This is a genomic window from Citrobacter sp. MNAZ 1397 (genome assembly GCF_023613995.1).
Classification (GTDB): Bacteria; Pseudomonadota; Gammaproteobacteria; order Enterobacterales; family Enterobacteriaceae; genus Phytobacter; species Phytobacter ursingii.
On record NZ_JAKIVH010000002.1, the window covers coordinates 1 to 20123 of the forward strand.

Annotated in this window: 23 protein-coding genes and 1 tRNA gene; 11 read left to right on the forward strand and 13 right to left on the reverse strand. The window is 51.9% G+C overall.

Annotation, left to right across the window (positions count from 1 at the left end; all coding sequences use genetic code 11):
* Together L2097_RS14690 and L2097_RS14695 are read right to left on the reverse strand one after the other, a co-directional pair.
* Positions 1-198: hypothetical protein (locus L2097_RS14690; RefSeq protein WP_250353175.1), on the reverse strand; the 198-nt coding region annotated here is incomplete at its 3' end.
* A 21-nt stretch (positions 199-219) separates the two neighbouring features.
* A tRNA-Phe gene (locus tag L2097_RS14695) sits at positions 220-295 on the reverse strand.
* Positions 296-477: 182 nt separating this feature from the next.
* Here L2097_RS14695 and L2097_RS14700 point away from each other — a divergent pair.
* Together L2097_RS14700 and L2097_RS14705 are read left to right on the forward strand one after the other, a co-directional pair.
* Positions 478-1323, forward strand: coding sequence for an AraC family transcriptional regulator (locus L2097_RS14700; RefSeq protein WP_250353176.1), 846 nt, complete (start codon positions 478-480; stop codon positions 1321-1323).
* Positions 1324-1361: 38 nt separating this feature from the next.
* Entirely contained in the window at positions 1362-1964 is a 603-nt protein-coding gene (locus L2097_RS14705) for a LysE family translocator (protein ID WP_047372130.1), read from the forward strand.
* On the opposite strand, the gene L2097_RS14710 is transcribed toward L2097_RS14705, so the two are convergent.
* The 5 genes from L2097_RS14710 to aspA form a co-directional block, all read right to left on the reverse strand.
* A complete protein-coding gene (locus tag L2097_RS14710) occupies positions 1965-2540 on the reverse strand; it encodes a transcriptional regulator (RefSeq protein WP_085005862.1) in 576 nt (191 codons plus the stop codon).
* Positions 2541-2588: 48 nt separating this feature from the next.
* Complete coding sequence (locus tag L2097_RS14715; RefSeq protein WP_250353177.1) at positions 2589-4331, reverse strand: protein-disulfide reductase DsbD; 1743 nt, start codon at positions 4329-4331, stop codon at positions 2589-2591.
* Positions 4307-4630, reverse strand: coding sequence for a divalent cation tolerance protein CutA (gene cutA, locus L2097_RS14720; RefSeq protein WP_047372127.1), 324 nt, complete (start codon positions 4628-4630; stop codon positions 4307-4309). Before cutA ends, L2097_RS14715 begins: the two co-directional genes overlap by 25 nt.
* Before the next feature lie 81 nt (positions 4631-4711).
* Positions 4712-6013, reverse strand: coding sequence for an anaerobic C4-dicarboxylate transporter (locus tag L2097_RS14725; protein ID WP_047372126.1), 1302 nt, complete (start codon positions 6011-6013; stop codon positions 4712-4714).
* A 102-nt stretch (positions 6014-6115) separates the two neighbouring features.
* Positions 6116-7552 (reverse strand): aspartate ammonia-lyase, encoded by a 1437-nt coding sequence (gene aspA, locus L2097_RS14730; protein ID WP_047372125.1) that lies wholly within the window; start codon positions 7550-7552, stop codon positions 6116-6118.
* A gap of 336 nt (positions 7553-7888) precedes the next feature.
* On the opposite strand from aspA, the gene L2097_RS14735 reads away from it, so the two are divergent.
* Positions 7889-8353: an FxsA family protein gene (locus tag L2097_RS14735; protein WP_047372124.1), complete on the forward strand. Its 465-nt coding sequence runs from the start codon at positions 7889-7891 to the stop codon at positions 8351-8353.
* A 51-nt stretch (positions 8354-8404) separates the two neighbouring features.
* On the opposite strand, the gene yjeH is transcribed toward L2097_RS14735, so the two are convergent.
* Entirely contained in the window at positions 8405-9652 is a 1248-nt protein-coding gene (yjeH, locus tag L2097_RS14740) for an L-methionine/branched-chain amino acid transporter (protein WP_250353178.1), read from the reverse strand.
* A gap of 266 nt (positions 9653-9918) precedes the next feature.
* Between yjeH and L2097_RS14745 the strand changes: the two genes are divergently transcribed.
* From L2097_RS14745 to L2097_RS14760, 4 genes are all read left to right on the forward strand, one after another.
* Positions 9919-10212 (forward strand): co-chaperone GroES, encoded by a 294-nt coding sequence (locus L2097_RS14745; protein ID WP_007372708.1) that lies wholly within the window; start codon positions 9919-9921, stop codon positions 10210-10212.
* Between the two features lie 44 nt (positions 10213-10256).
* Entirely contained in the window at positions 10257-11903 is a 1647-nt protein-coding gene (groL, locus tag L2097_RS14750; RefSeq protein ID WP_085005859.1) for a chaperonin GroEL, read from the forward strand.
* Between the two features lie 255 nt (positions 11904-12158).
* A complete protein-coding gene (locus tag L2097_RS14755) occupies positions 12159-12512 on the forward strand; it encodes a DUF4156 domain-containing protein (protein ID WP_047372119.1) in 354 nt (117 codons plus the stop codon).
* A gap of 318 nt (positions 12513-12830) precedes the next feature.
* Positions 12831-14528, forward strand: a complete 1698-nt coding sequence (locus L2097_RS14760) for a methyl-accepting chemotaxis protein (RefSeq protein ID WP_284454033.1) — start codon at positions 12831-12833, stop codon at positions 14526-14528.
* Positions 14529-14621: 93 nt separating this feature from the next.
* On the opposite strand, the gene yjeJ is transcribed toward L2097_RS14760, so the two are convergent.
* Together yjeJ and epmB are read right to left on the reverse strand one after the other, a co-directional pair.
* Positions 14622-15497: a YjeJ family protein gene (gene yjeJ / locus L2097_RS14765; protein WP_250353179.1), complete on the reverse strand. Its 876-nt coding sequence runs from the start codon at positions 15495-15497 to the stop codon at positions 14622-14624.
* Between the two features lie 226 nt (positions 15498-15723).
* The gene (gene epmB / locus L2097_RS14770) at positions 15724-16752 is read right to left on the reverse strand and encodes an EF-P beta-lysylation protein EpmB (protein WP_250353180.1); all 1029 of its coding nucleotides are present in this window, start codon (positions 16750-16752) and stop codon (positions 15724-15726) included.
* Positions 16753-16793: 41 nt separating this feature from the next.
* On the opposite strand from epmB, the gene efp reads away from it, so the two are divergent.
* From efp to ecnB, 3 genes are all read left to right on the forward strand, one after another.
* Entirely contained in the window at positions 16794-17360 is a 567-nt protein-coding gene (efp, locus tag L2097_RS14775) for an elongation factor P (RefSeq protein ID WP_039077842.1), read from the forward strand.
* Between the two features lie 154 nt (positions 17361-17514).
* Positions 17515-17649 (forward strand): entericidin A/B family lipoprotein, encoded by a 135-nt coding sequence (locus L2097_RS14780; protein ID WP_047372116.1) that lies wholly within the window; start codon positions 17515-17517, stop codon positions 17647-17649.
* 107 nt (positions 17650-17756) lie between these two features.
* Entirely contained in the window at positions 17757-17903 is a 147-nt protein-coding gene (ecnB, locus tag L2097_RS14785) for a lipoprotein toxin entericidin B (protein ID WP_039077840.1), read from the forward strand.
* A 36-nt stretch (positions 17904-17939) separates the two neighbouring features.
* On the opposite strand, the gene L2097_RS14790 is transcribed toward ecnB, so the two are convergent.
* Entirely contained in the window at positions 17940-18563 is a 624-nt protein-coding gene (locus tag L2097_RS14790; RefSeq protein WP_047372115.1) for a LuxR C-terminal-related transcriptional regulator, read from the reverse strand.
* Positions 18564-18826: 263 nt separating this feature from the next.
* Here L2097_RS14790 and sugE point away from each other — a divergent pair, with 263 nt between their 5' ends.
* Positions 18827-19144: a quaternary ammonium compound efflux SMR transporter SugE gene (gene sugE, locus L2097_RS14795; RefSeq protein ID WP_250353181.1), complete on the forward strand. Its 318-nt coding sequence runs from the start codon at positions 18827-18829 to the stop codon at positions 19142-19144.
* Here the strand turns inward: sugE and L2097_RS14800 are convergent.
* Together L2097_RS14800 and frdD are read right to left on the reverse strand one after the other, a co-directional pair.
* Positions 19141-19671 carry a lipocalin family protein gene (locus L2097_RS14800; protein ID WP_047372113.1) on the reverse strand — a complete coding sequence of 177 codons (531 nt, stop codon included), beginning with the start codon at positions 19669-19671 and terminating at the stop codon, positions 19141-19143. The two genes, sugE and L2097_RS14800, sit on opposite strands and share 4 nt — an antisense overlap.
* 84 nt (positions 19672-19755) lie before the next feature.
* Positions 19756-20115: a fumarate reductase subunit FrdD gene (frdD, locus tag L2097_RS14805; RefSeq protein WP_047372112.1), complete on the reverse strand. Its 360-nt coding sequence runs from the start codon at positions 20113-20115 to the stop codon at positions 19756-19758.
* Positions 20116-20123: the final 8 nt, after the last annotated feature.

Here is a 20123-nt window from a genome sequence, read left to right on the forward strand (position 1 = left end):
AGAGTCCGGTTGCAGAAAAGCAAAAACCCAGCCATAGGCTGGGTTCTCTGAATAAGTGGTGCCCGGACTCGGACTAACGCCGAAGGCGTTGAACAGCGCGCTTGTCGTGCTGGCCCCGAAGGGGTGAGCCGCTTGCGGCGAATAATCGAACGGAGTTCGATGGAGAGTCCGGTTGCAGAAAAGCAAAAACCCAGCCATAGGCTGGGTTCTCTGAATAAGTGGTGCCCGGACTCGGAATCGAACCAAGGACACGGGGATTTTCAATCCCCTGCTCTACCGACTGAGCTATCCGGGCAACGGGGCGCATTAAACCCTAATCACCGTAATGCGTCAACTCTATTTCAAAAAATGCTGTTCAGTTGCTCAAGTTTGCGGCAGTCTGAGTGATTCTGCGCCACAAAACGGCGTATTGCACAAATCTTCCAGATTTTTTCCGCACGGGGGAGTAATGCTGTTCCCGGGGATTTCGGAGGCAATATGGCTAATGACTGGCTGGAACTGCGGCAACATGCGGATACCGGCATCGAAACAATTCGCGCCCACTTTGAAGGCCATGCGTACGATCCGCACTGGCATGATAGCTATCTGGTGGGTATCACCCTCAGCGGTACGCAGGAATTTCATTGCCGTCGTGAACGGCATCGCAGCACGCCGGGAGATGCCTTCTTGCTCGAACCTGGGGAAATTCACGATGGTGATGCGCCGGTTGCGGGCGGTTTCACCTACCTGACATTTTACCTTGATGAAAGGTGGCTGAGTTCCACTCTCCGTGGATTGTACGAGTCCGTACCCTGCAGTTATTCGCTGCATTTCTCCCGCACGATGGCGCGCGAGCCGCAGCTTGCTGGCGCGATCGCCCGGACCTTTCATGCGCTGCACAGCGAGGAGATGCGTATTGTGCAGCAAAGTACCATGGATGATCTGCTCGGGCAGCTCACCCGGCACAGCCAGTGGCGTAAGCGCCTGCCATCACATCTGCAAAGCACGGCGGTGGCCCATCGCGCACGGGATTATTTGCATGCCCATATGGGGGAAAACATCGGCCTGTCCGATCTGGCCCGCGAAACGGGTACCGACCGGTTTACCCTGACCCGTTGTTTTAAACGTGAATTTCATCTCTCCCCCCATGCCTGGCTTATTCAACTGCGGCTGGCCAATGCCCGAAGTATGCTGGCCCGCGGCGAACAACCGGCGAGCGTGGCGGCTGCGCTGGGATTTGCCGATCAAAGCCATCTGGGGAGGTGGTTCCAGCGGGCATATCGGCTATCGCCAGCCCATTACCGGAAACTTTGCACAAATCTTCCAGACGACATCAATAAATAACGCCAAAGTCACAGGACGGAGAATAAGGAGTCCCGACTGTGAATACACTCTACAGCTACCTGCCATTTATGTTGTTTGCCTTTGTGGCGTCGATAACCCCCGGCCCGACCAATATTCTGATCCTTACCAGCAGTCAACGCTATGGCATCAGGGCCACGCTACCTGCGGTAATCGGGGCCTGCGTGGCGGCAAGCCTGATTGTGTTTATCTCCGGAGCGGGCGCAGGGGAACTCCTGCGGGGGTATCCGTTGCTACGTGAGGGGATGAGTTGGGCCGGTGCACTGTGGCTTAGCTGGATGAGCTGGCAGTTATTTACCGCACCGGCTGCGGATTTGAATGAGAAGAGTGGCGAACCCTTTAGCGGCAAAGCGGCGGCCATGTTGCAGCTTATCAATCCCAAAACCTGGATGATGGCGTTGGCCGTGGTCAGTCTGTTTGCGCCGAACGGCGCGCATCCCGTGCGCGAAGTGTCGTTTTTGTCACTGAGCTTCCTGCTCATTTCGGTACTCTGCCTCGGCGCGTGGACGCTACTGGGCAAAGCGGTAAACCGACTCTTTCGCAGCGCGGCATCGCTAATCTGGTTTCAACGGGCGATGGCACTTTGCCTGTTGATTTCCGCCTGGGCCGGATTTATGCACTGATCAGGTTAATGCGCCGCCCTGACGACAACATGCAAAACGAAGAATATCTTCTGCCAGCTGTCGGGCGGTATCGACATCGGTCTGGCTACGATTGACCAGCATCCGGCTGAGGCAGCCTTCCAGCACCAGTTCCATCTGTTTCGCGACCATGGTCGGGTCGTCCACTTCCAGTTGGGTTAACAGGTCATGCGTGAAGGCGAACGCCGCCTGCTTTTGCTGATCCGCCAGTTGGTGTATCGGATGGTCCGGGTCGGGGTAAAAGGTACAGGCGGCGATAAACAGGCAGCCCGGATAGCGATTATTACTGACGCAATCCGTTAATGCCCCATAACGCGCCAGCAATTTTTGCTCTTTTGTCAGCTCTTCATCGAGTAATAACTGCCTGCGCCAGATATCAACCTGCTGGCTGAGATAGCGTAGCGCATCGTAAAACAGCGCTTCTTTATCCGGCCAGAAACGCAAAAACTCCTCTAACGGATAGTTAATACGTTCCGCGACCATTTCCGGCGTGGTGTCGGCAATCCCTCTTAATTCAAATAACTGAAGTGTCTGGCTTAAAACATCTTCACGTTGCACGGTAAGTTCCTCCGTTGTCAGAAGCCTGCGTCCTCAACCAAGTGTTGTTTACGGTGCGTGATTGCGCAAATGTGTGGTAAAGGCGGAGGCATCCATAAAGCCCGTGACCCGCCGTGCCGGTTGCTCATGGCCTTGCGCATCGAAAAACACAATGGTGGGTAAGCCCAGAACCTGCAAATGTTGCAGCAGCGCTTGATCCTGTGCGGTATTGGCGGTGACATCCGCCTGTAGTAACACGGAATTGTTTAATGCTGCCTGAACCCGCGTATCGCTAAAAGTGTACTTCTCAAACTCTTTGCACGCCACGCACCAGTCGGCGTAAAGATCCAGCATCACCGGGCGGCCTTTGGCTTGTGCCAGCGCCTGATTAAGCTCATCCACGGTATTGATGGTGGTAAACGGCAGATGTGCCTGGCGTTGTGCTGTCGACGGACCAAAGGCCCAGTCCTGCAAGGGGCGTGCGCACACCAGCGCCGCCCCTAGCAGGACGATTTGCAGAATGCGCGTCACCGGGCGGGTTGCGCTGAGACTGGCAATAAAGGCCCAGGCGAAAAAGGCGACGCCGAGCAGCGACCATAAGCGTAAACCCCAGTTTTCACCCAATACGCGCTCAAGCAGGAAAATGGGTAAGGCCAGGATCACAAAGCCAAAGGCGATTTTGACCTGCGTCATCCACGGACCGCTTTTTGGCAGCAGACGGTTGCCAAAGACGGTAACCAGAATCAGTGGCAATCCCATCCCCAGGGCATACAAATAGAGCGTGCCGCCGCCCAGCCACAGATTACCGCTCTGGGCGATATAGAGCAGGATGGCGCTCAGCGGCGCAGTGGTACAAGGCGAGCAAATCAGTCCGGCAATCGCCCCCATAGCAAACACTCCGCCTGCGGAACCCCCTTGCTGGCGGTTGCTCATCAGCGTTAAGCGGGTTTGTAGCGAGGCGGGCAATTGCAGGGTGAACAGGCCAAACATCGACAGCGCCAGTAGGATGAAGACCACCGACAGGCCAATCAGCACGTACGGATGCTGGAGTGCCGCCTGGAACTGCAGCCCGGCCGCCGCTACCACCAGGCCCAGCGCGGTGTAAGTCAACGCCATGCCCTGCACATAGATAAACGCCAGCAGCAGCGCACGGGGCGTTGAAAGGCGTTGTTTGCCGCCCAGCACGATGCCTGAGATCAGTGGGTACATCGGTAAGACGCAGGGCGTGAAGGCCACGCCAATGCCAATCAACAGCGCCCACAGGGCGGAAAAGGGCAGCGTGGGGCTGTCGCTATTATCCCTCACTCCGGTACTCTCTCCGGCGGGACGAGGAGCGTTCTCCGGCGCGGCGCTGGTTTGTCCCCTTTCCTGGGGGAGAGGCTTAGGGCGAACCTCACTCAGCGGAATCACTTTCGTCTCTGGCGGATAACAGAACCCGGCGTCCGCACAGCCCTGGTAGATTACTGTCAACGTCGCGCCTTTGGCCGCCTCGTTGATTGTCACCGGCAGGTGCAGCTGTTGGCGATAAATCTCGCTTTTGCCATAAAACTCATCGTTATGCGGCTCGCCGAAAGGCAGTTGTGGCGGTGCGATGTCTGCCTGTTGCGCAGTGAGTTTGATTTGCTGGCGATAGAGGTAATAGCCCTCTTTCACCTGCCAGTTGAGCCTGATCTCATTTTGCTGTTGCTGGAAATCAAACATAAAGGCCTGATCGGCCGGAACAAAACTGGACTGTCCGGGGGCGTCAAATAAGCCGGCAAGGGCAGGCGTGCTGCATAACAGCAGAATTAGCGTAAGGATGCGTTGAGCCATGTGAGGTAATCAAAATCTCCGTGAGTAACCGGTATAGCGAGTAATTCTGGGGTCTGATAAGGGTGATGCGATTTTATGCAGGCGAAGAGATCTTCAAGATGGGCAACGTCGGTTTTGAGCAGCAACTGTACTTCATACTCTTGCTCCAGCTTTCCCTCCCAGTAGTACATAGAAGTGGCGCCGGGGAGGAGGGTCACGCAGGCGGCCAGCTTATCGGCCAGCGTTTTGGCGGCCAGCTCCTGGGCCGTCGCTTCATCCGGGGCGGTACAGAGCACAACAACAGTATCAGGCGTGTTCATCGGTAACCTCTTCGCAGCGAAAAGGGGACTATATCACGCACAATGAAAACGGGCCGCAGTACGGCCCGTTTTTAACGACTTTTACAACAATATACCGCCAATCACGAAGCCCAGCACCACGCACAGGGTGATGGCGATGACGCCTGGGATCAAAAAGGCATGGTTAAACACATACTTGCCGATACGCGTTGAGCCTGTATCGTCCATTTCCACCGCCGCAAGCAGCGTTGGGTAGGTTGGCAACACGAACAATGCAGATACTGCTGCAAACGATGCCACGGCGGTCAGCGGGCTGACACCCAGCATCAACGCTGCAGGCATCAGCGCTTTCGCGGTTGCTGCCTGAGAGTAAAGCAGAGTAGAGGCGAAAAACAGCACCACTGCCAGCAGCCACGGGTAGTTGTTAAGCAGATTGCCGGCCACAGTCTGGATATCCTGAATGTGGTTTTTCACAAAGGTATCGCCAAGCCACGCCACGCCCAGGACGCAAATACAGGCGCTCATACCGGATTTAAAGGTACTGGCGTTGAGAATGTCGCCCGTGTTGATTTTACAGGTCAGGCAAATCAGCGTGGCGATAGTGAGCATGAACACTACGATCGCTTCGTTACGCGGCAACACCGGGTTCGTGATCAGACCCACGTTCGGACTGATTGCCGTGGCGTACAGCATGACGGCGATAATCCCAACGAGGAACAGCAACACGGAGCGTTTTGCATGGGGCTTGATTTCGAAAACTTTGCTGCCACGCAGTTTGATTTCCCCTCTTGCCAGACGCTCCTGGTACACCGGATCATCTTTCAACTCGGCGCCGAGGAAGTTACACACAATGGCCGTCAGCATGACGGCAATCAGCGTAACCGGAATACAGATTGCCAGCAGCGTCAGGTAGCTCACACCGAGCGGTTCCAGAATACCGGCAAAAAAGACGACAGCCGCGGAGATGGGGGAGGCGGTAATAGCAATTTGCGAAGCCACTACGGCAATGGAGAGTGGGCGGGAAGGACGGATCCCTTGCTCTTTCGCCACTTCGGTAATGACCGGCAGCGTAGAAAACGCCGTATGGCCGGTACCCGCCAGGATGGTCATAAACCAGGTGACCAGCGGGGCGAGAAAGGTAATGTATTTGGGGTGGCGGCGTAGCATACGCTCCGCAAGGCTTACCAGGTAATCCATGCCCCCTGCCACCTGCATTGCGGCAATAGAGGCGATAACCGCCATGATGATTTCAATAACATCAAAGGGTATAGCGCCGGGTTTGATTTGAAAAAAGAGTGTCAGTACAAGCACGCCGAAACCACCAGCAAAACCGATGCCGATGCCGCCGAGTCTGGCCCCCAGGTAAATAGCAAGCAGGACGAGTACAAGTTCTGCAGCAAACATAATTGCCTTCCTTGTTGATGAAATGATAATGATTTTTTTTTACTGCAGGCTAAAAAAAAGGCACGTCAGGGCTGACGTGCCTTATGGATTTAGCCGTCAGTGTTACTGTTCGCTTTCATCGGTATAACGCTTCGCTTTATAGGCCGGATGCATCAGGTTTTGCGCTGAGAAAATATCATCCAGCTCCGCTTCGGTCAGCAGACCGCGCTCCAGCACGACCTCACGCACACTCTTGCCCGTTTCGGCGCAGATTTTGCCGACGATGTCACCGTTATGGTGACCAATAAACGGGTTGAGGTAGGTCACAATGCCGATGGAGTTGAAGACATAGCCCTCGCACACGGACTTGTTAGCGGTGATGCCGCTGACGCATTTTTCCAGCAAGTTGTAGCAGGCGTTGGTCAGAATATGGATTGACTCGAACATGGCCTGGCCAATCACTGGCTCCATCACGTTCAACTGTAACTGGCCCGCTTCGGACGCCATGGTCACCGTGGTGTCGTTACCGATAACTTTGAAGCATACCTGGTTCACGACTTCCGGCACGACCGGGTTCACTTTAGCGGGCATGATGGACGAGCCCGCCTGCAGTTCCGGCAGGTTGATTTCGTTCAGACCCGCACGTGGACCCGAAGAGAGCAGTCGCAGGTCATTACAGATCTTGGACATTTTGACGGCCAGGCGTTTCAGCGCGCTGTGTACCATGACGTAAGCGCCGCAGTCGGAGGTCGCCTCAATCAGGTCTTCCGCCGGGACCACCGGCAGGTTGCTCACTTCGGCCAGTTTCTGTACCGCCAGTTGCTGGTAGCCATCCGGGGTATTCAGACGTGTACCGATCGCCGTCGCGCCGAGGTTCACTTCCAGCAGCAGTTCGGAGGTGCGCAGCAGGTTTTTCGTCTCTTCATTAAGCAGCACGTTAAAGGCGTGGAACTCTTGTCCCAACGTCATTGGAACGGCGTCCTGCAACTGCGTACGGCCCATTTTCAGGATGTCGCGGAATTCATCTGCTTTGTGTTCAAAACCTTCACCCAACTGAGTGATGGCATCGACCAGTTTGAGGATGGAGGTATACACCGCGATACGAAAACCGGTCGGGTAGGCGTCGTTAGTGGACTGGCATTTATTGACGTGATCGTTAGGGTTGAGGTACTGGTATTCACCTTTCTGATGGCCCATTAATTCCAGACCGATGTTTGCCAGTACTTCGTTGGTGTTCATGTTTACCGAGGTTCCCGCACCGCCCTGATAGACGTCGACCGGGAACTGGTCCATACATTTGCCGTTATTCAGGACTTCATCACATGCCGCTACGATGGTGTTCGCAATGCTCTTCGGAATGGTTTGCAGCTCCTTGTTGGCAAGTGCAGCCGCTTTTTTCACCATTACCATCCCCCGGACAAACTCAGGGATGTCGCTGATTTTACTGTTACTAATGTAGAAGTTCTCAATCGCTCTAAGAGTATGTACACCATAATAGGCATCCGCTGGAACTTCCCTTGTGCCCAACAAATCTTCTTCGATACGAATGTTGTTTAACATGTGAACCTTCTTTATCAAGCTACGAATGAATACACCAAACACACAGTATATATGTGGTTATGTGTGATTTCGGGCCGACGATTATCTCCTTAATCGGCCAGATATCTGCGATCATATGCTGATCCGAGCGAAAAGCCGTAATCTGGATCACTTATTATCTTAGCCACTTTATCAGAATCATTAATCTGTGAAATGAATCACCGCTAGCGCTGCGCTGGAAAAAATAGTTGCCGGGAAAAATTGAATTTCCAGCGTTTGCCACCATCTCACTCAGTATGCGAATCGCAAAAATTTACCAACAGGCGCCGGTGGCGTCTGTTCACTGAGGAGAAACCAGTGCGCTGGATACCGCTGCTTGCTGTTTTTTTATACGTTTACATCGAGATATCGATCTTCATCCAGGTAGCGCATGTCTTTGGTGTGCTTATGACGCTTATCCTGGTGATTTTTACTTCGGTTATCGGCATGTCTCTGGTGCGTAATCAGGGCTTCAAAAACTTCCTCTTAATGCAGCAAAAGCTGGCGGCAGGGGAAAGCCCGGCGGCCGAGATGATTAAAAGCGTGTCGCTGATTATCGCGGGCTTGCTGCTGGTACTGCCGGGGTTCTTTACCGATTTCCTCGGCTTACTGCTGCTGTTGCCGCCGGTACAAAAGCATCTGACGCTTAAACTGATGCCGCATTTGCGTTTTTCCCGTATGCCGGGCGGCGGCTTTAGCACCGGGCCGGGTAATACTTTTGAAGGGGAGTATCAGCGCAAAGATGATCCGCGTGACCGTCTGGATAACAAAGACGATCGCTAAGCATACCGAAGCTTTTTGTGGCCCGGAAAAGGCGGCGACGCCTTTTGGGGGTTACGGGCGCTGAACCGCCACGCCGCGCCCGGGTAAAAATGCCCACAATCCTGCCAGCATCACAATCGCATACAGGCTCTTCCAGCCGGGAATAGCCAGCAGCAGTAAGCACAGGATGCTGCCCACCCAGGCCAGTACTTTATAACGCCCTTTCAACAGGCGGCACCCTGCCAGCATGCACAGCAAGTAAATCAAAATGAAAATGCCGTTGGCGTAAATGATGAGTGTGTCGAGATTAATGGCAAACGCGTAGATACCCAGCGTACAGATAACGCAGCACGTCAGGACGGCATTGAGCGCGTTAAGTGGGATTTGTCGGGAGGACAAACGGGCCAGCGGGCTTTGCGGTTTGTATTGTGCCTGCGACCACACCAGCCGGGCGAAGCTCTGAATATAGATATTGAGGCTGGCAAAACAGGCCAGGTAACCGATGATGCAGGCAATCCACTGCGCCTGCTTACCGAACAGTTCAACGACAATGATCGGTAAGGATGCTGCTGCCCCTGCGCTATGCCAGAGTGGGAAATGCAGCACCACTACGGTACAGGCCCAGTAGACTGAACCCGCCAGAATCAGGCCAATCATCAGCGCGCGAGGGAAGTCGCGTTCAGGGTGCTTAAACTCCGAGGCCAGATGAGCAAACGCTTCCAGGCCGACAAAACACCAGAACATAACGGCCAGTGAGGCCGTCATGCCGGAGAGGGGAACGTCTGCGGGAGCCGGAAAAGAGAGGGCGCTAAAGGAGAGCCCGCCACGCCACCAGATGGCGACAATCAATGCGACGATAAGCCCGGCAATGATGGATTGCAGGTTGGCGCTGGAGCCAGCACCGCGCGTTCCAATCAGCCAGATGAGCGCCAGGGTGGTCAGTTCGGCTACCAGCAGTTGCGCTCCTTGCCAGCCAAACATGCCCTGCCAGAAACCAGCGGCGATATGCAGGGCGGCGGGTAGCCCGACCGGGATCACTGACAGGAACAACCAGCCGGTGACGCGCTCCAGTCGTGAACCGAACGCCATGCCGACAAAGTGGGCGACGCCGCCCGCGCTGGGAAACTGCCGACCCAGAACGGCGAAGACGATAGCGACCGGAAAGACCAGCAGAATAAGCACAGGCCAGGCCCACAGGCTGCTGTCGCCTGCCGCCAGCGCCGCTAGCGCGGGGACGGCAAACACCCCCGTTCCGAGTAACGATGTAGAAAGTAACCCAATCCCTTGTGCCAGCCCCAGCTCTTGTTTCAGTCCACTCATGGCCTGTATCCCACGCGTCATCGCAATATAAAGAGGGGTAATGCTAACACAATCAATTTTACTTATGGCTGTTGGCGCGCCTGCCTGTTCTTATGGATTGTTTTTTCATTTTTTCGCCAGCTAAGCGCTTTGTGCGAAATTTTTTTTAAAGTGCCCCCTTGAAGGGGGAAAAACCCATCCCCATCTCTCTGGTCACCAGCCGGAGAACCGATTGCGGGCCGGCGTCACCCATAACTGATAATGACTTTCTCAAAGGAGAGCTATCAATGAGTATTCGTCCGTTACATGATCGTGTGATCGTCAAACGTAAAGAAGTTGAATCTAAATCCGCTGGCGGCATCGTTCTGACCGGTTCTGCAGCAGGCAAATCAACGCGTGGCGAAATCATCGCTGTCGGTAAGGGCCGCATCCTGGAAAACGGTACAGTGCAGCCACTGGACGTGAAAGTGGGCGACATCGTGATTTTCAATGATGGTTACGGTGTTAAAGCTGAGAAGATCGACAATGAAGAAGTGTTGATCATGTCCGAAAGCGACATTCTGGCAATTGTTGAAGCGTAATCCGCGAACGACACTGAACATACGAATTTAAGGGAAAGATTAAAATGGCAGCTAAAGACGTAAAATTCGGTAACGACGCTCGTGTGAAAATGCTGCGCGGCGTAAACGTACTGGCAGACGCAGTTAAAGTGACCCTGGGCCCGAAAGGCCGTAACGTAGTGCTGGATAAATCCTTCGGCGCGCCGACTATCACCAAAGATGGCGTTTCTGTAGCACGTGAAATCGAACTGGAAGACAAGTTCGAGAACATGGGCGCACAGATGGTGAAAGAAGTGGCCTCCAAAGCGAACGACGCTGCAGGCGACGGTACTACCACTGCGACCGTACTGGCGCAGGCTATCATCACCGAAGGCCTGAAAGCTGTTGCTGCGGGCATGAACCCGATGGACCTGAAACGTGGTATCGACAAAGCCGTTCTGGCCGCTGTTGAAGAGCTGAAAGCACTGTCCGTACCGTGCTCTGACTCTAAAGCGATTGCTCAGGTTGGTACTATCTCCGCTAACTCCGACGAAACCGTAGGTAAACTGATCGCAGAAGCGATGGACAAAGTCGGTAAAGAAGGCGTGATCACCGTTGAAGACGGCACCGGTCTGCAGGACGAACTGGACGTGGTTGAAGGTATGCAGTTTGACCGCGGTTACCTGTCCCCTTACTTCATCAACAAGCCGGAAACGGGCGCTGTAGAACTGGAAAGCCCATTCATCCTGCTGGCTGACAAGAAAATCTCCAACATCCGCGAAATGCTGCCGGTTCTGGAAGCCGTTGCGAAAGCAGGCAAACCGCTGGTTATCATCGCAGAAGATGTTGAAGGCGAAGCGCTGGCGACCCTGGTGGTTAACACCATGCGTGGCATCGTGAAAGTCGCTGCGGTTAAAGCACCGGGCTTCGGTGACCGCCGTAAAGCGATGCTGCAGGATATCGCTACCCTGACTGGCGGTACCGTTATCTCCGAAGAGATCGGTATGGAGCTGGAAAAAGCGACCCTGGAAGACCTGGGTCAGGCGAAACGCGTTGTGATCAACAAAGACACCACCACCATCATCGATGGCGTGGGCGACGAAGCGGCAATTCAGGGCCGTGTTGGTCAGATTCGTCAGCAGATCGAAGAAGCGACTTCCGATTACGACCGTGAAAAACTGCAGGAGCGCGTAGCGAAACTGGCTGGCGGCGTTGCGGTTATCAAAGTCGGTGCAGCCACCGAAGTTGAAATGAAAGAGAAAAAAGCACGCGTTGAAGATGCCCTGCACGCGACCCGTGCTGCGGTGGAAGAAGGCGTGGTTGCCGGTGGTGGTGTTGCGCTGATTCGCGTTGCAAGCAAAATCGCTGATCTGAAAGGTCAGAACGAAGACCAGAACGTGGGTATCAAAGTTGCGCTGCGCGCAATGGAAGCTCCGCTGCGTCAGATCGTGCTGAACTGCGGCGAAGAGCCGTCTGTTGTTGCTAACACTGTTAAAGGTGGTGACGGCAACTACGGTTACAACGCAGCGACCGAAGAGTACGGCAACATGATCGATATGGGTATCCTGGATCCGACTAAAGTGACCCGTTCTGCTCTGCAGTACGCGGCCTCTGTGGCTGGCCTGATGATCACTACCGAGTGCATGGTGACCGACCTGCCGAAAGGCGACGCGCCTGACTTAGGTGCTGCTGGTGGCATGGGTGGCATGGGCGGTATGGGCGGCATGATGTAATTGCCCACACCCTGCATCCTTCAGGCTGCAGATGTGTTGGCTGCGTTTGCTAACCCCAGTCACTTACTTGAGTAAGCTCCTGGGGATTAACAAACTAGCCGCCTTCCTGCAACCAGAATGATTTGGGCGTGTATATCGCAGAAATGAATAAACCCTCGGGCAGAAATGCCCGGGGGTTTTTCTTTTGGTCATCTTTTTAGTATAAGATTCACACACGGACGCAAGACGTCCAGCTCATTGATTGTGGGGAATAACATGCACGTTAAATATTTAGCAGGGATTGTCGGCGCAACGTTGTTACTGGCAGGCTGCAGCGCCGGTAATGAGCTTTCTTCGGGCGGGCAGAGTGTTCGCTTCGTAGAAGATAAACCTGCCGCAAACTGTCAGTATCTGGGCACCGCGACGGGTAAACAAAGCAACTGGCTTTCTGGCCAGCATGGCGAAGAAGGTGGCTCAATGCGTGGCGCAGCGAATGACCTGCGCAACCAGGCTGCGCAAATGGGCGGCAACGTGCTGTATAGCGTCTCCAGCCCGACACAAGGCTTTATGTCCAGCTTCGTACCGACGGCCAGTGAAATGACCGGTCAGGTTTATAAATGCCCGCAGTAAAATAAATTGCATTGCTCCCATTTAGAAATGGGAGCAATGATCTCGCTGTGCTCTGCATGCTTTATTATTAATATCATTTTTAAACGGGCGTTTTAATCATAACTCTTTAATTTTTAAAGGTATTGTTTATTTTATTCTAAATTAAAGATTCACGTTTTTTATTTTTCCTCCTCATATAGATTAAGATTTCTTAAGGTTTCACTTATGTGAGAGTTTTCACATCTTTTTTTCAATTCGTAAAGTAAAAGTTAACTTATCGCTAAAGTTTTAATAAAACCCACCGATAAATAAAACCGAAGTGTGAAAGGATTCTCCCTCATGGTGGTTATTCATCATGGTTTATTAAAGATACTAAAGTTAAATTGGGGAGGTATGATGAACATCACCAAACGGTTATTACTTGCTTTTTCTCTACTTATCATTAGTTTGATAGGCACAAATATCATTGCGATAGTGTCTTTATCAAAGATTAGTGAGGACACTAATTATTTCCAGGAAAACATTCTTCCCAGCCTGAGTTCAATGAATAAAGAGATGATTCAGGCTACAAGCGTTCGTTCGCAACTTTATTTGCATGGCTTAACCGAAGACCAGGCGCAAATGGATGTCATTAAACAAAATGCCTATAAAATTTATGATGAGCTTCTTGCAAAGCATCAATACTATCTCAAAGAATTGATTTCAGACCAACGCGATCAGGAACTGAGTAATAAAACGCTGGCAGATTTGCAGGCTTTCCGTGGGGCAATGGAGCAATATTTTAAAATATCGGAATCCAATGACCGCAAGGCGATTATTAACGCGATGCAAAAAGGCGGATTAATCGCAGATAAAATTGCTACGCTAATTGCTGATTTTAATGACCAGATCGACTACAACACCTCTTTAGTTGTACAGGCAAATGCGGCCAGCAAATCGCTGATTAACAAAGCGCAGATTTTATCAGTGAGTGCAACACTGGCGGCAACCATTATTCTCGGCTTGTTTGGTCTCTTTACCGTTTTGAATATTCGTCGTCGTTTGAATGCAATGCGAGATGGCATGGTACAGATCAGTCAAGATCTTGATCTGAGCAAAAATCTACAGGCCGGCCGCCAGGATGAAATTGGGCATGCGATCACAGCATTTAACCATTTAATTGATCGGGTGGCGGAATCCCTCACCATGGTGAGAAATGCTTCTGCTTCGGTAAATACCGCAGCGAATGAGATTTCCTTAGGTAATGATGAGTTGTCAGCTCGTACTGAACAACAATCTGCTGCCGTTGTTGAGACCGCTGCCAGTATGGAAGAATTGAGCTCAACGGTAAAACAGAACGCGCAAAACGCCCAGCAGGCGAGTTTGCTGGCTGTTACTGCGTCCGATACGGCGACCCAGGGGGGTACCGTTGTGGGTAATGCGGTGAGCCGGATGAAAGATATTATTGAAAGCTCGCGCCGCATTTCTGAAATTACCACCGTGATTAACGGTATCGCGTTTCAGACCAATATTCTGGCGCTCAATGCCGCCGTTGAGGCTGCACGTGCAGGCGATCAGGGCCGTGGGTTTGCCGTTGTTGCCGGAGAAGTACGTTCATTAGCGCAGCGCAGCTCGCAGGCCGCAAAAGAGATTGAAGCGCTTATCGGCGAATCAGTCCATTTTGTAGAAGAGGGGGCAAAGCAGGTCGATCTGGCGGGCGAAAGTATGAGTGGTATTGTTCACTCTGTTACCCAGGTTAAAGATTTAATGCAAGAAATTGCCGCAGCGTCTGACGAACAAAATCGGGGCATTGCGCAAATTGCTCAGGCCATGTCTGAAATGGATACCACCACGCAGCAGAACGCGGCGCTGGTCCAGGAATCGTCTGCTGCTGCGGGGAGCCTGGAAGATCAGGCAGTCAAGTTGCAACAACTGGTTGATGTATTCCGTTTGCCTGGGGTACAAGCGGCGGCGGCGCCTAAAACGACAAAACGTCCACTTAAAATGTCCCCTGTGTCTGCGGTTGCAGGACATGATGCAGGTTGGGAGACATTCTAAAACAGAGACTTAATACAATAATCTCGCACCTTTTCACCAGGGAATAATTATTTAAACGCTGCCACGGAACATCGTGGCAGCGTTTTCGTCATGTTATTTTTTTTCTTTTTTGACCAGTGGCTTCGCCGTGATTTGATGGCGTATCCGGTTCAGCGTATGCATGCATTTATCCAGATTAAGAGGTTCATCACCTTTAACATTAATAGCCTGAATGTGAACCTGGCAGGCTTTATTGGCGAGTTTTCCCAGCCGTGGGCTGAAAGCCAACAGTCTTTTGGCGATAGCCTGCGTTTCAGGCGTATCAGGAAGGCTTCTGGTTTTGATCACGGCCGCGCAGAAACGGGATTTTTTCTCTGCGTCGGCATAGTGGTACAGAAGAATTAAATAATGATCAAATAATGCCGTTTTCCAGTCTGGCTGTGTATAGGTGTCGTAGATCATTTTACCATCGGGTTGGCAATCAACATCATACAGAGGCAGGAAATCCAATAGTGAAGACATACGCAATGCCAGGTCTTGCATTCCAGCATTATTAATAGCATGAATTAAAACGTGGGTAAGTAACTCTATTTGCAGCTCATGGATTTCGAATATAAATTTTTCGTTATTATGCAGCCGCAAAGTAAAAATAAGTTTCCCTTCATCGTATGCAAAATGGTCAATAGCGTCGACGCGATAATCTATATCAGCATTCTCCAGTTCCTCTTTTTTTAAACCTGGAATATGAGCATGCATTGTTTTGGTTACCGCCGTTTGCGCGGCGATGAAATCTTTGCGTTGATCTTCACTCAGCGCTTTCTGCTTATGAAGGTAATATTCCATGGCGATAAAAAGATCGCGCAAGGTTAAGGCCGGAAAAAAAAGCAGCGTTGAGTCACTGTTTTTAATGTTTAGTTTTAGCGCAACGGCGAGGAATTCTTCATTGTTGCGTATAACGCCAGCATTAATGCCTGCAATATTCATTTCCATTATGGTTCTCCATAACCATTGTTAAAATATATATATTCCACTAAAGAATAAAAACGGCGAATATATTTATGACATAACCTAAAAGAGGAAAGTTAAAATACCATAATAAACGCCGGGAACAACCAGACAGGCCAAAAAGCTGAGCCTCAACGGGAAAATCTATCGTGTTCTTAAAAAAAACTAAGCGGTGCATTCCTGCACCGCTTTTCTGTACACCGCGTTGGCTTTATTGTTGCCGTAACTGCAAATCCAGCGGTGTTTTGCTGGGCTCGCCGCCAATTTCCCGGGCCAGTTTCGGCACCATATAGCCTGAAACTAACGTCAGTAGCTCACGCATAATTTTCCGTGCTTCGTCATCGCTTACCATGAAATGGGCTGCGCCCTGAACTTTATCCAGCACATGCAGGTAGTAGGGCATCACCCCAGCATCAAACAACGCGTTACTGAGGTCTGCAAGCGTGCGGGCATTGTCATTGACGCCACGCAACAGCACACTCTGATTTAACAGCGATACCCCTGCCTGACGCAGTTTTGCCATGGCCGCACGAAAGGCGTCATCAATTTCCTGCGCATGATTGATATGGTTCACCAGCAGAATCTGTAATGAGGAACGCGCAAAACGGGCGACGAGCGTGTCGGTGATTCGCGTCGGAATAACAATCGGCAGGCGGCTATGTATACGCAGTCGCTTGATATGGGGGATCGCTTCAAGCTGTTCGATCAGCCAGTCCAGCTCATGATCTTTAGCCATCAGCGGATCGCCACCGGAGAAGATGATCTCATCAAGTTCCGGTTGCTGCGCAATATAATCCAGCGCGACCTGCCAGTTGCGCTTGTTGCCCTGATTTTCCGCATACGGGAAGTGGCGACGGAAGCAGTAGCGGCAGTTTACCGCGCACCCCCCTTTCACCAGCAGTAATGCACGGTTACGGTACTTATGCAGCAAGCCAGGCACCACACTTTCCTGCTCTTCCAGTGGGTCGGTGCTGTATCCTGGGGCGGCAACAAACTCTTCACTTGCTGTCAGGACCTGACGCAAAAGCGGATCGTTGGGGTCGCCTTTTTTCATTCTCGCGGCAAAAGCGCGGGGTACGCGCAGTGCAAACAGGCGTTTTGCTTCGCGCCCGGCGGTCAAATTTGCGTCAGTGTCTATATTTAAAACACGCAGAAGTTCATCTGGATCGGTTATTACATCGGCAAGTTGCAATAACCAATCTTCTCTGGATGGGGTATTTAGGGTTACAATATGCGCCATTTTGTGGCTTAGCTACCAGTTAACATTTTTAGAGGGCCTTTATGGCGACTTACTATAGCAACGATTTTCGTGCCGGTCTTAAAATCATGCTCGACGGCGAACCTTATGCAGTTGAAGCCAGCGAATTCGTTAAACCAGGCAAAGGCCAGGCATTTGCGCGCGTTAAACTGCGCCGCCTGCTGACTGGCACCCGCGTAGAAAAAACCTTCAAATCGACTGACTCTGCCGAAGGCGCTGATGTTATCGATATGAACCTGACTTACCTCTACAACGACGGTGAGTTCTACCATTTCATGAATAACGAAACCTTTGAGCAGCTGGCTGCTGATGCGAAAACCGTTGGTGACAGCGCGAAATGGTTGCTGGATCAGGCTGAGTGTATCGTAACGCTGTGGGATGGTCGTCCGATCGCGGTAACGCCGCCGAACTTTGTTGAGCTGGAAATCATCGAGACCGATCCAGGTCTGAAAGGTGATACCGCAGGTACCGGTGGTAAACCGGCTACGCTCAGCACTGGCGCAGTGGTTAAAGTTCCGCTGTTCGTACAGATTGGCGAAGTCATTAAAGTGGATACGCGTTCCGGCGAATATGTCTCCCGCGTGAAGTAATTCATGTTGACCCTTTAGGCTGCCTCTTTATTGGCTGTGGTTAGAGAAACCCCAGTTATCTGGGATTTCTCTCTTACGGTCGCGACGCAGCCTGAATACTTTATGAGATATTTGGGCTCTCACCTTATTGCACCCTCGCTTTTCCAGGGCAGGAATGATGAAACGTCTTCTCAGTCTTGTAGCACTCTTCCTTCTCACCACCACCTTGCTGGCGGGCTGTAATACCGCGCGTGGCTTTGGTGAAGACGTCAGGCATCTCGGCAACGCCATTTCTCACGCAGCCAGCTAATTTCTTCCTGTCGTCCTAAAAATCGGCGACCTTCCGTCAGGTTGCGCAATCTTGTCTATCCTTAAGTAGCTATACACAAACAATATTGACTACATAAGGAAGATATTATGGTTAAGAAGACATTTGCTGCGATCTTTACTGTACTGGTTCTTTCCTCAGCACTGACTGCCTGTAACACCACGCGAGGTGTCGGTCAGGATATCTCTGAGGGTGGTAGCGCTATTTCTGGCGCAGCGACAAAAGCGCAGCAGTAATTTCTGCCGGTACGCGGTACGGCCAGCGCCGTACCGTTAATTCAGATTATCTTGTGCGCTTTCTGGCGCTTCTGGCAAAGAAAGAAACGGTGTAAAGCGGTTACCCATTCCCAGTTTCATCCGAATATTGCGCTTATAGGTATAAACCGTCTTTCCATTGATGCTCATTTTGGACGCAATAGACTGATTACTGCGGCCTTCCATCCATAATGAGAGCACTTTTTCTTCCTGGCGTGTGAGCAACGGGGTGGCAATCTGGGGCCCGGTTCTCACTGGGCGCGACAGAACGGCATGATCAATGACTTTGGCCAGCGTCTCCATTGGCTCGCTTTTTTGCAACGTCGCCTGGACCTGATACTGAGCACAATACGCCATCAGTTGCGCATCTTCCCCTGACTGCAAAAGGATAAGGTGGTTATCTTTTCCACAGGCGGTGAACAATGAGGAAAGCTGTTGAATATGGTGGAGATCATTCTTAAACCCGTAGAGATCGGCAATGATCAGATCCGGCTGCCATTGCACAATATGCTCTTTTGCCAGCATCAGGTTATTCAGTGACGTCACAAGAAATGAAGCCGGGAAAAAATCAGTTTGATTGAGCCAGCTTTCCAGCCCCGTTCGGGTGAAGTAACAACGGTCAATCAAGAGAATTTTGAACATATTTTTCTTCGCAGTAAGAATAGTGACGCACCGCTCCCTGTCGCTGGAAGCACTTCATCATAGGGGGTACCTATGGGGAATAAATGCGTGAACTGCGTTGCTATCTGTAGCTATTTCTTGCTTTAAGTCACTTAAATCTGCGCAATTTCACAAAAATTGCATTCTGTTTGTAACCAGGTCAAAATTTATCTCTCACAACCAGCCTGTCGGGACGACCCGATTGCGCAACACTCAATGGGGACGGCCCCGCACTGGAGCCACTTGTGTCCTGGATAATCCTTGTTATTGCCGGTCTTCTTGAAGTCGTTTGGGCTATTGGCCTGAAATATACGCACGGTTTTACCCGTCTTGTACCCAGCGTTATCACTGTAACGGCAATGATCGTCAGCGTCGTTATGCTGTCATGGGCGATGAAAAACCTGCCCACAGGCACCGCTTACGCGGTCTGGACAGGTATTGGTGCCGTGGGGGCTGCTATTACCGGAATCGTGTTGTTGGGTGAATCGGCCAACCCCGCGCGCTTGCTCAGCCTGGCGCTGATTGTCGCGGGGATTATCGGCCTCAAGCTCAGTACGTCTTAAAGGGTCTGATTTATCCACAGCAGTTTTTCTACCGCAAACCCTTCGCGGGCCGCGACATCAACGAGCTGTTTTTTCACCGCATCCGGAAGTGTTGGTGTGCGTGACAAAATCCACAGGTAGTCACGGTTCGGCCCGCATACCAGCGCGTATCGGTAATCTTTGTCCAGCGCAATGATGTTATAGCCGCCATAGAAAGGACCGAAGAATGAGACTTTCAGCGCGGCTCTGCGAGTATCCCCGGTAAAGTACGCCTTACCGACCGATTGTTGCCACATGCCGCGTTCCGGATTGTACCCTTTATTAATGACCTGAATGCCGCCGTCATCCATGGTGCTGTAGGTGGCGGTCACCTTTTCCAGGCCACGCTCGAAGCGGTGGTCAAAGCGGGCAATTTCATACCAGCGGCCAAGGTAACGTTGAGCATCGAAATTATCCACCACGGTGACGCCAGAAGGGGGAGTGGGGGAACTGCAGGCTACCACCAAAAATGCAGCAGCAGCCGTTGCGATAATCGGCAACAAACGCATGATGTTTTCCTTCCAGGCTTTTTAGTTAAGTGTAGAACCTGTAGGGAAAAATGCTCTCCCGCCAGGGCGGGAGAGCGAGGCTAATTAAAGGAAGATGACTCCGATGAGCGTGACCACACTCAGGATAGCGGCGAGACCGTAGAAGACCCATTTACCGCTGGGGATGTGGACTTTGATATCATGCATAGCATGGTGCAGACGGTGCAGCCCACACCATAGCGGCAGAACAATCATCAGGAATAAAAATGCACGGCCGATAAAGCTTTGGGCGAATGCCAGTACACGTTCATAGCCGAGCGCTTCACCGGGGTAGAGACCCAGTGGTAGCAGCACGCCAACCAGCAGAATCATCACCGGCGCGATAATCGCACTCCACATGCCGCCTGCGCCGAACAGTCCCCAGAAGACGGGTTCATCGGAACGTTTTGGGTTTGGATTGATCACCTTTGGCC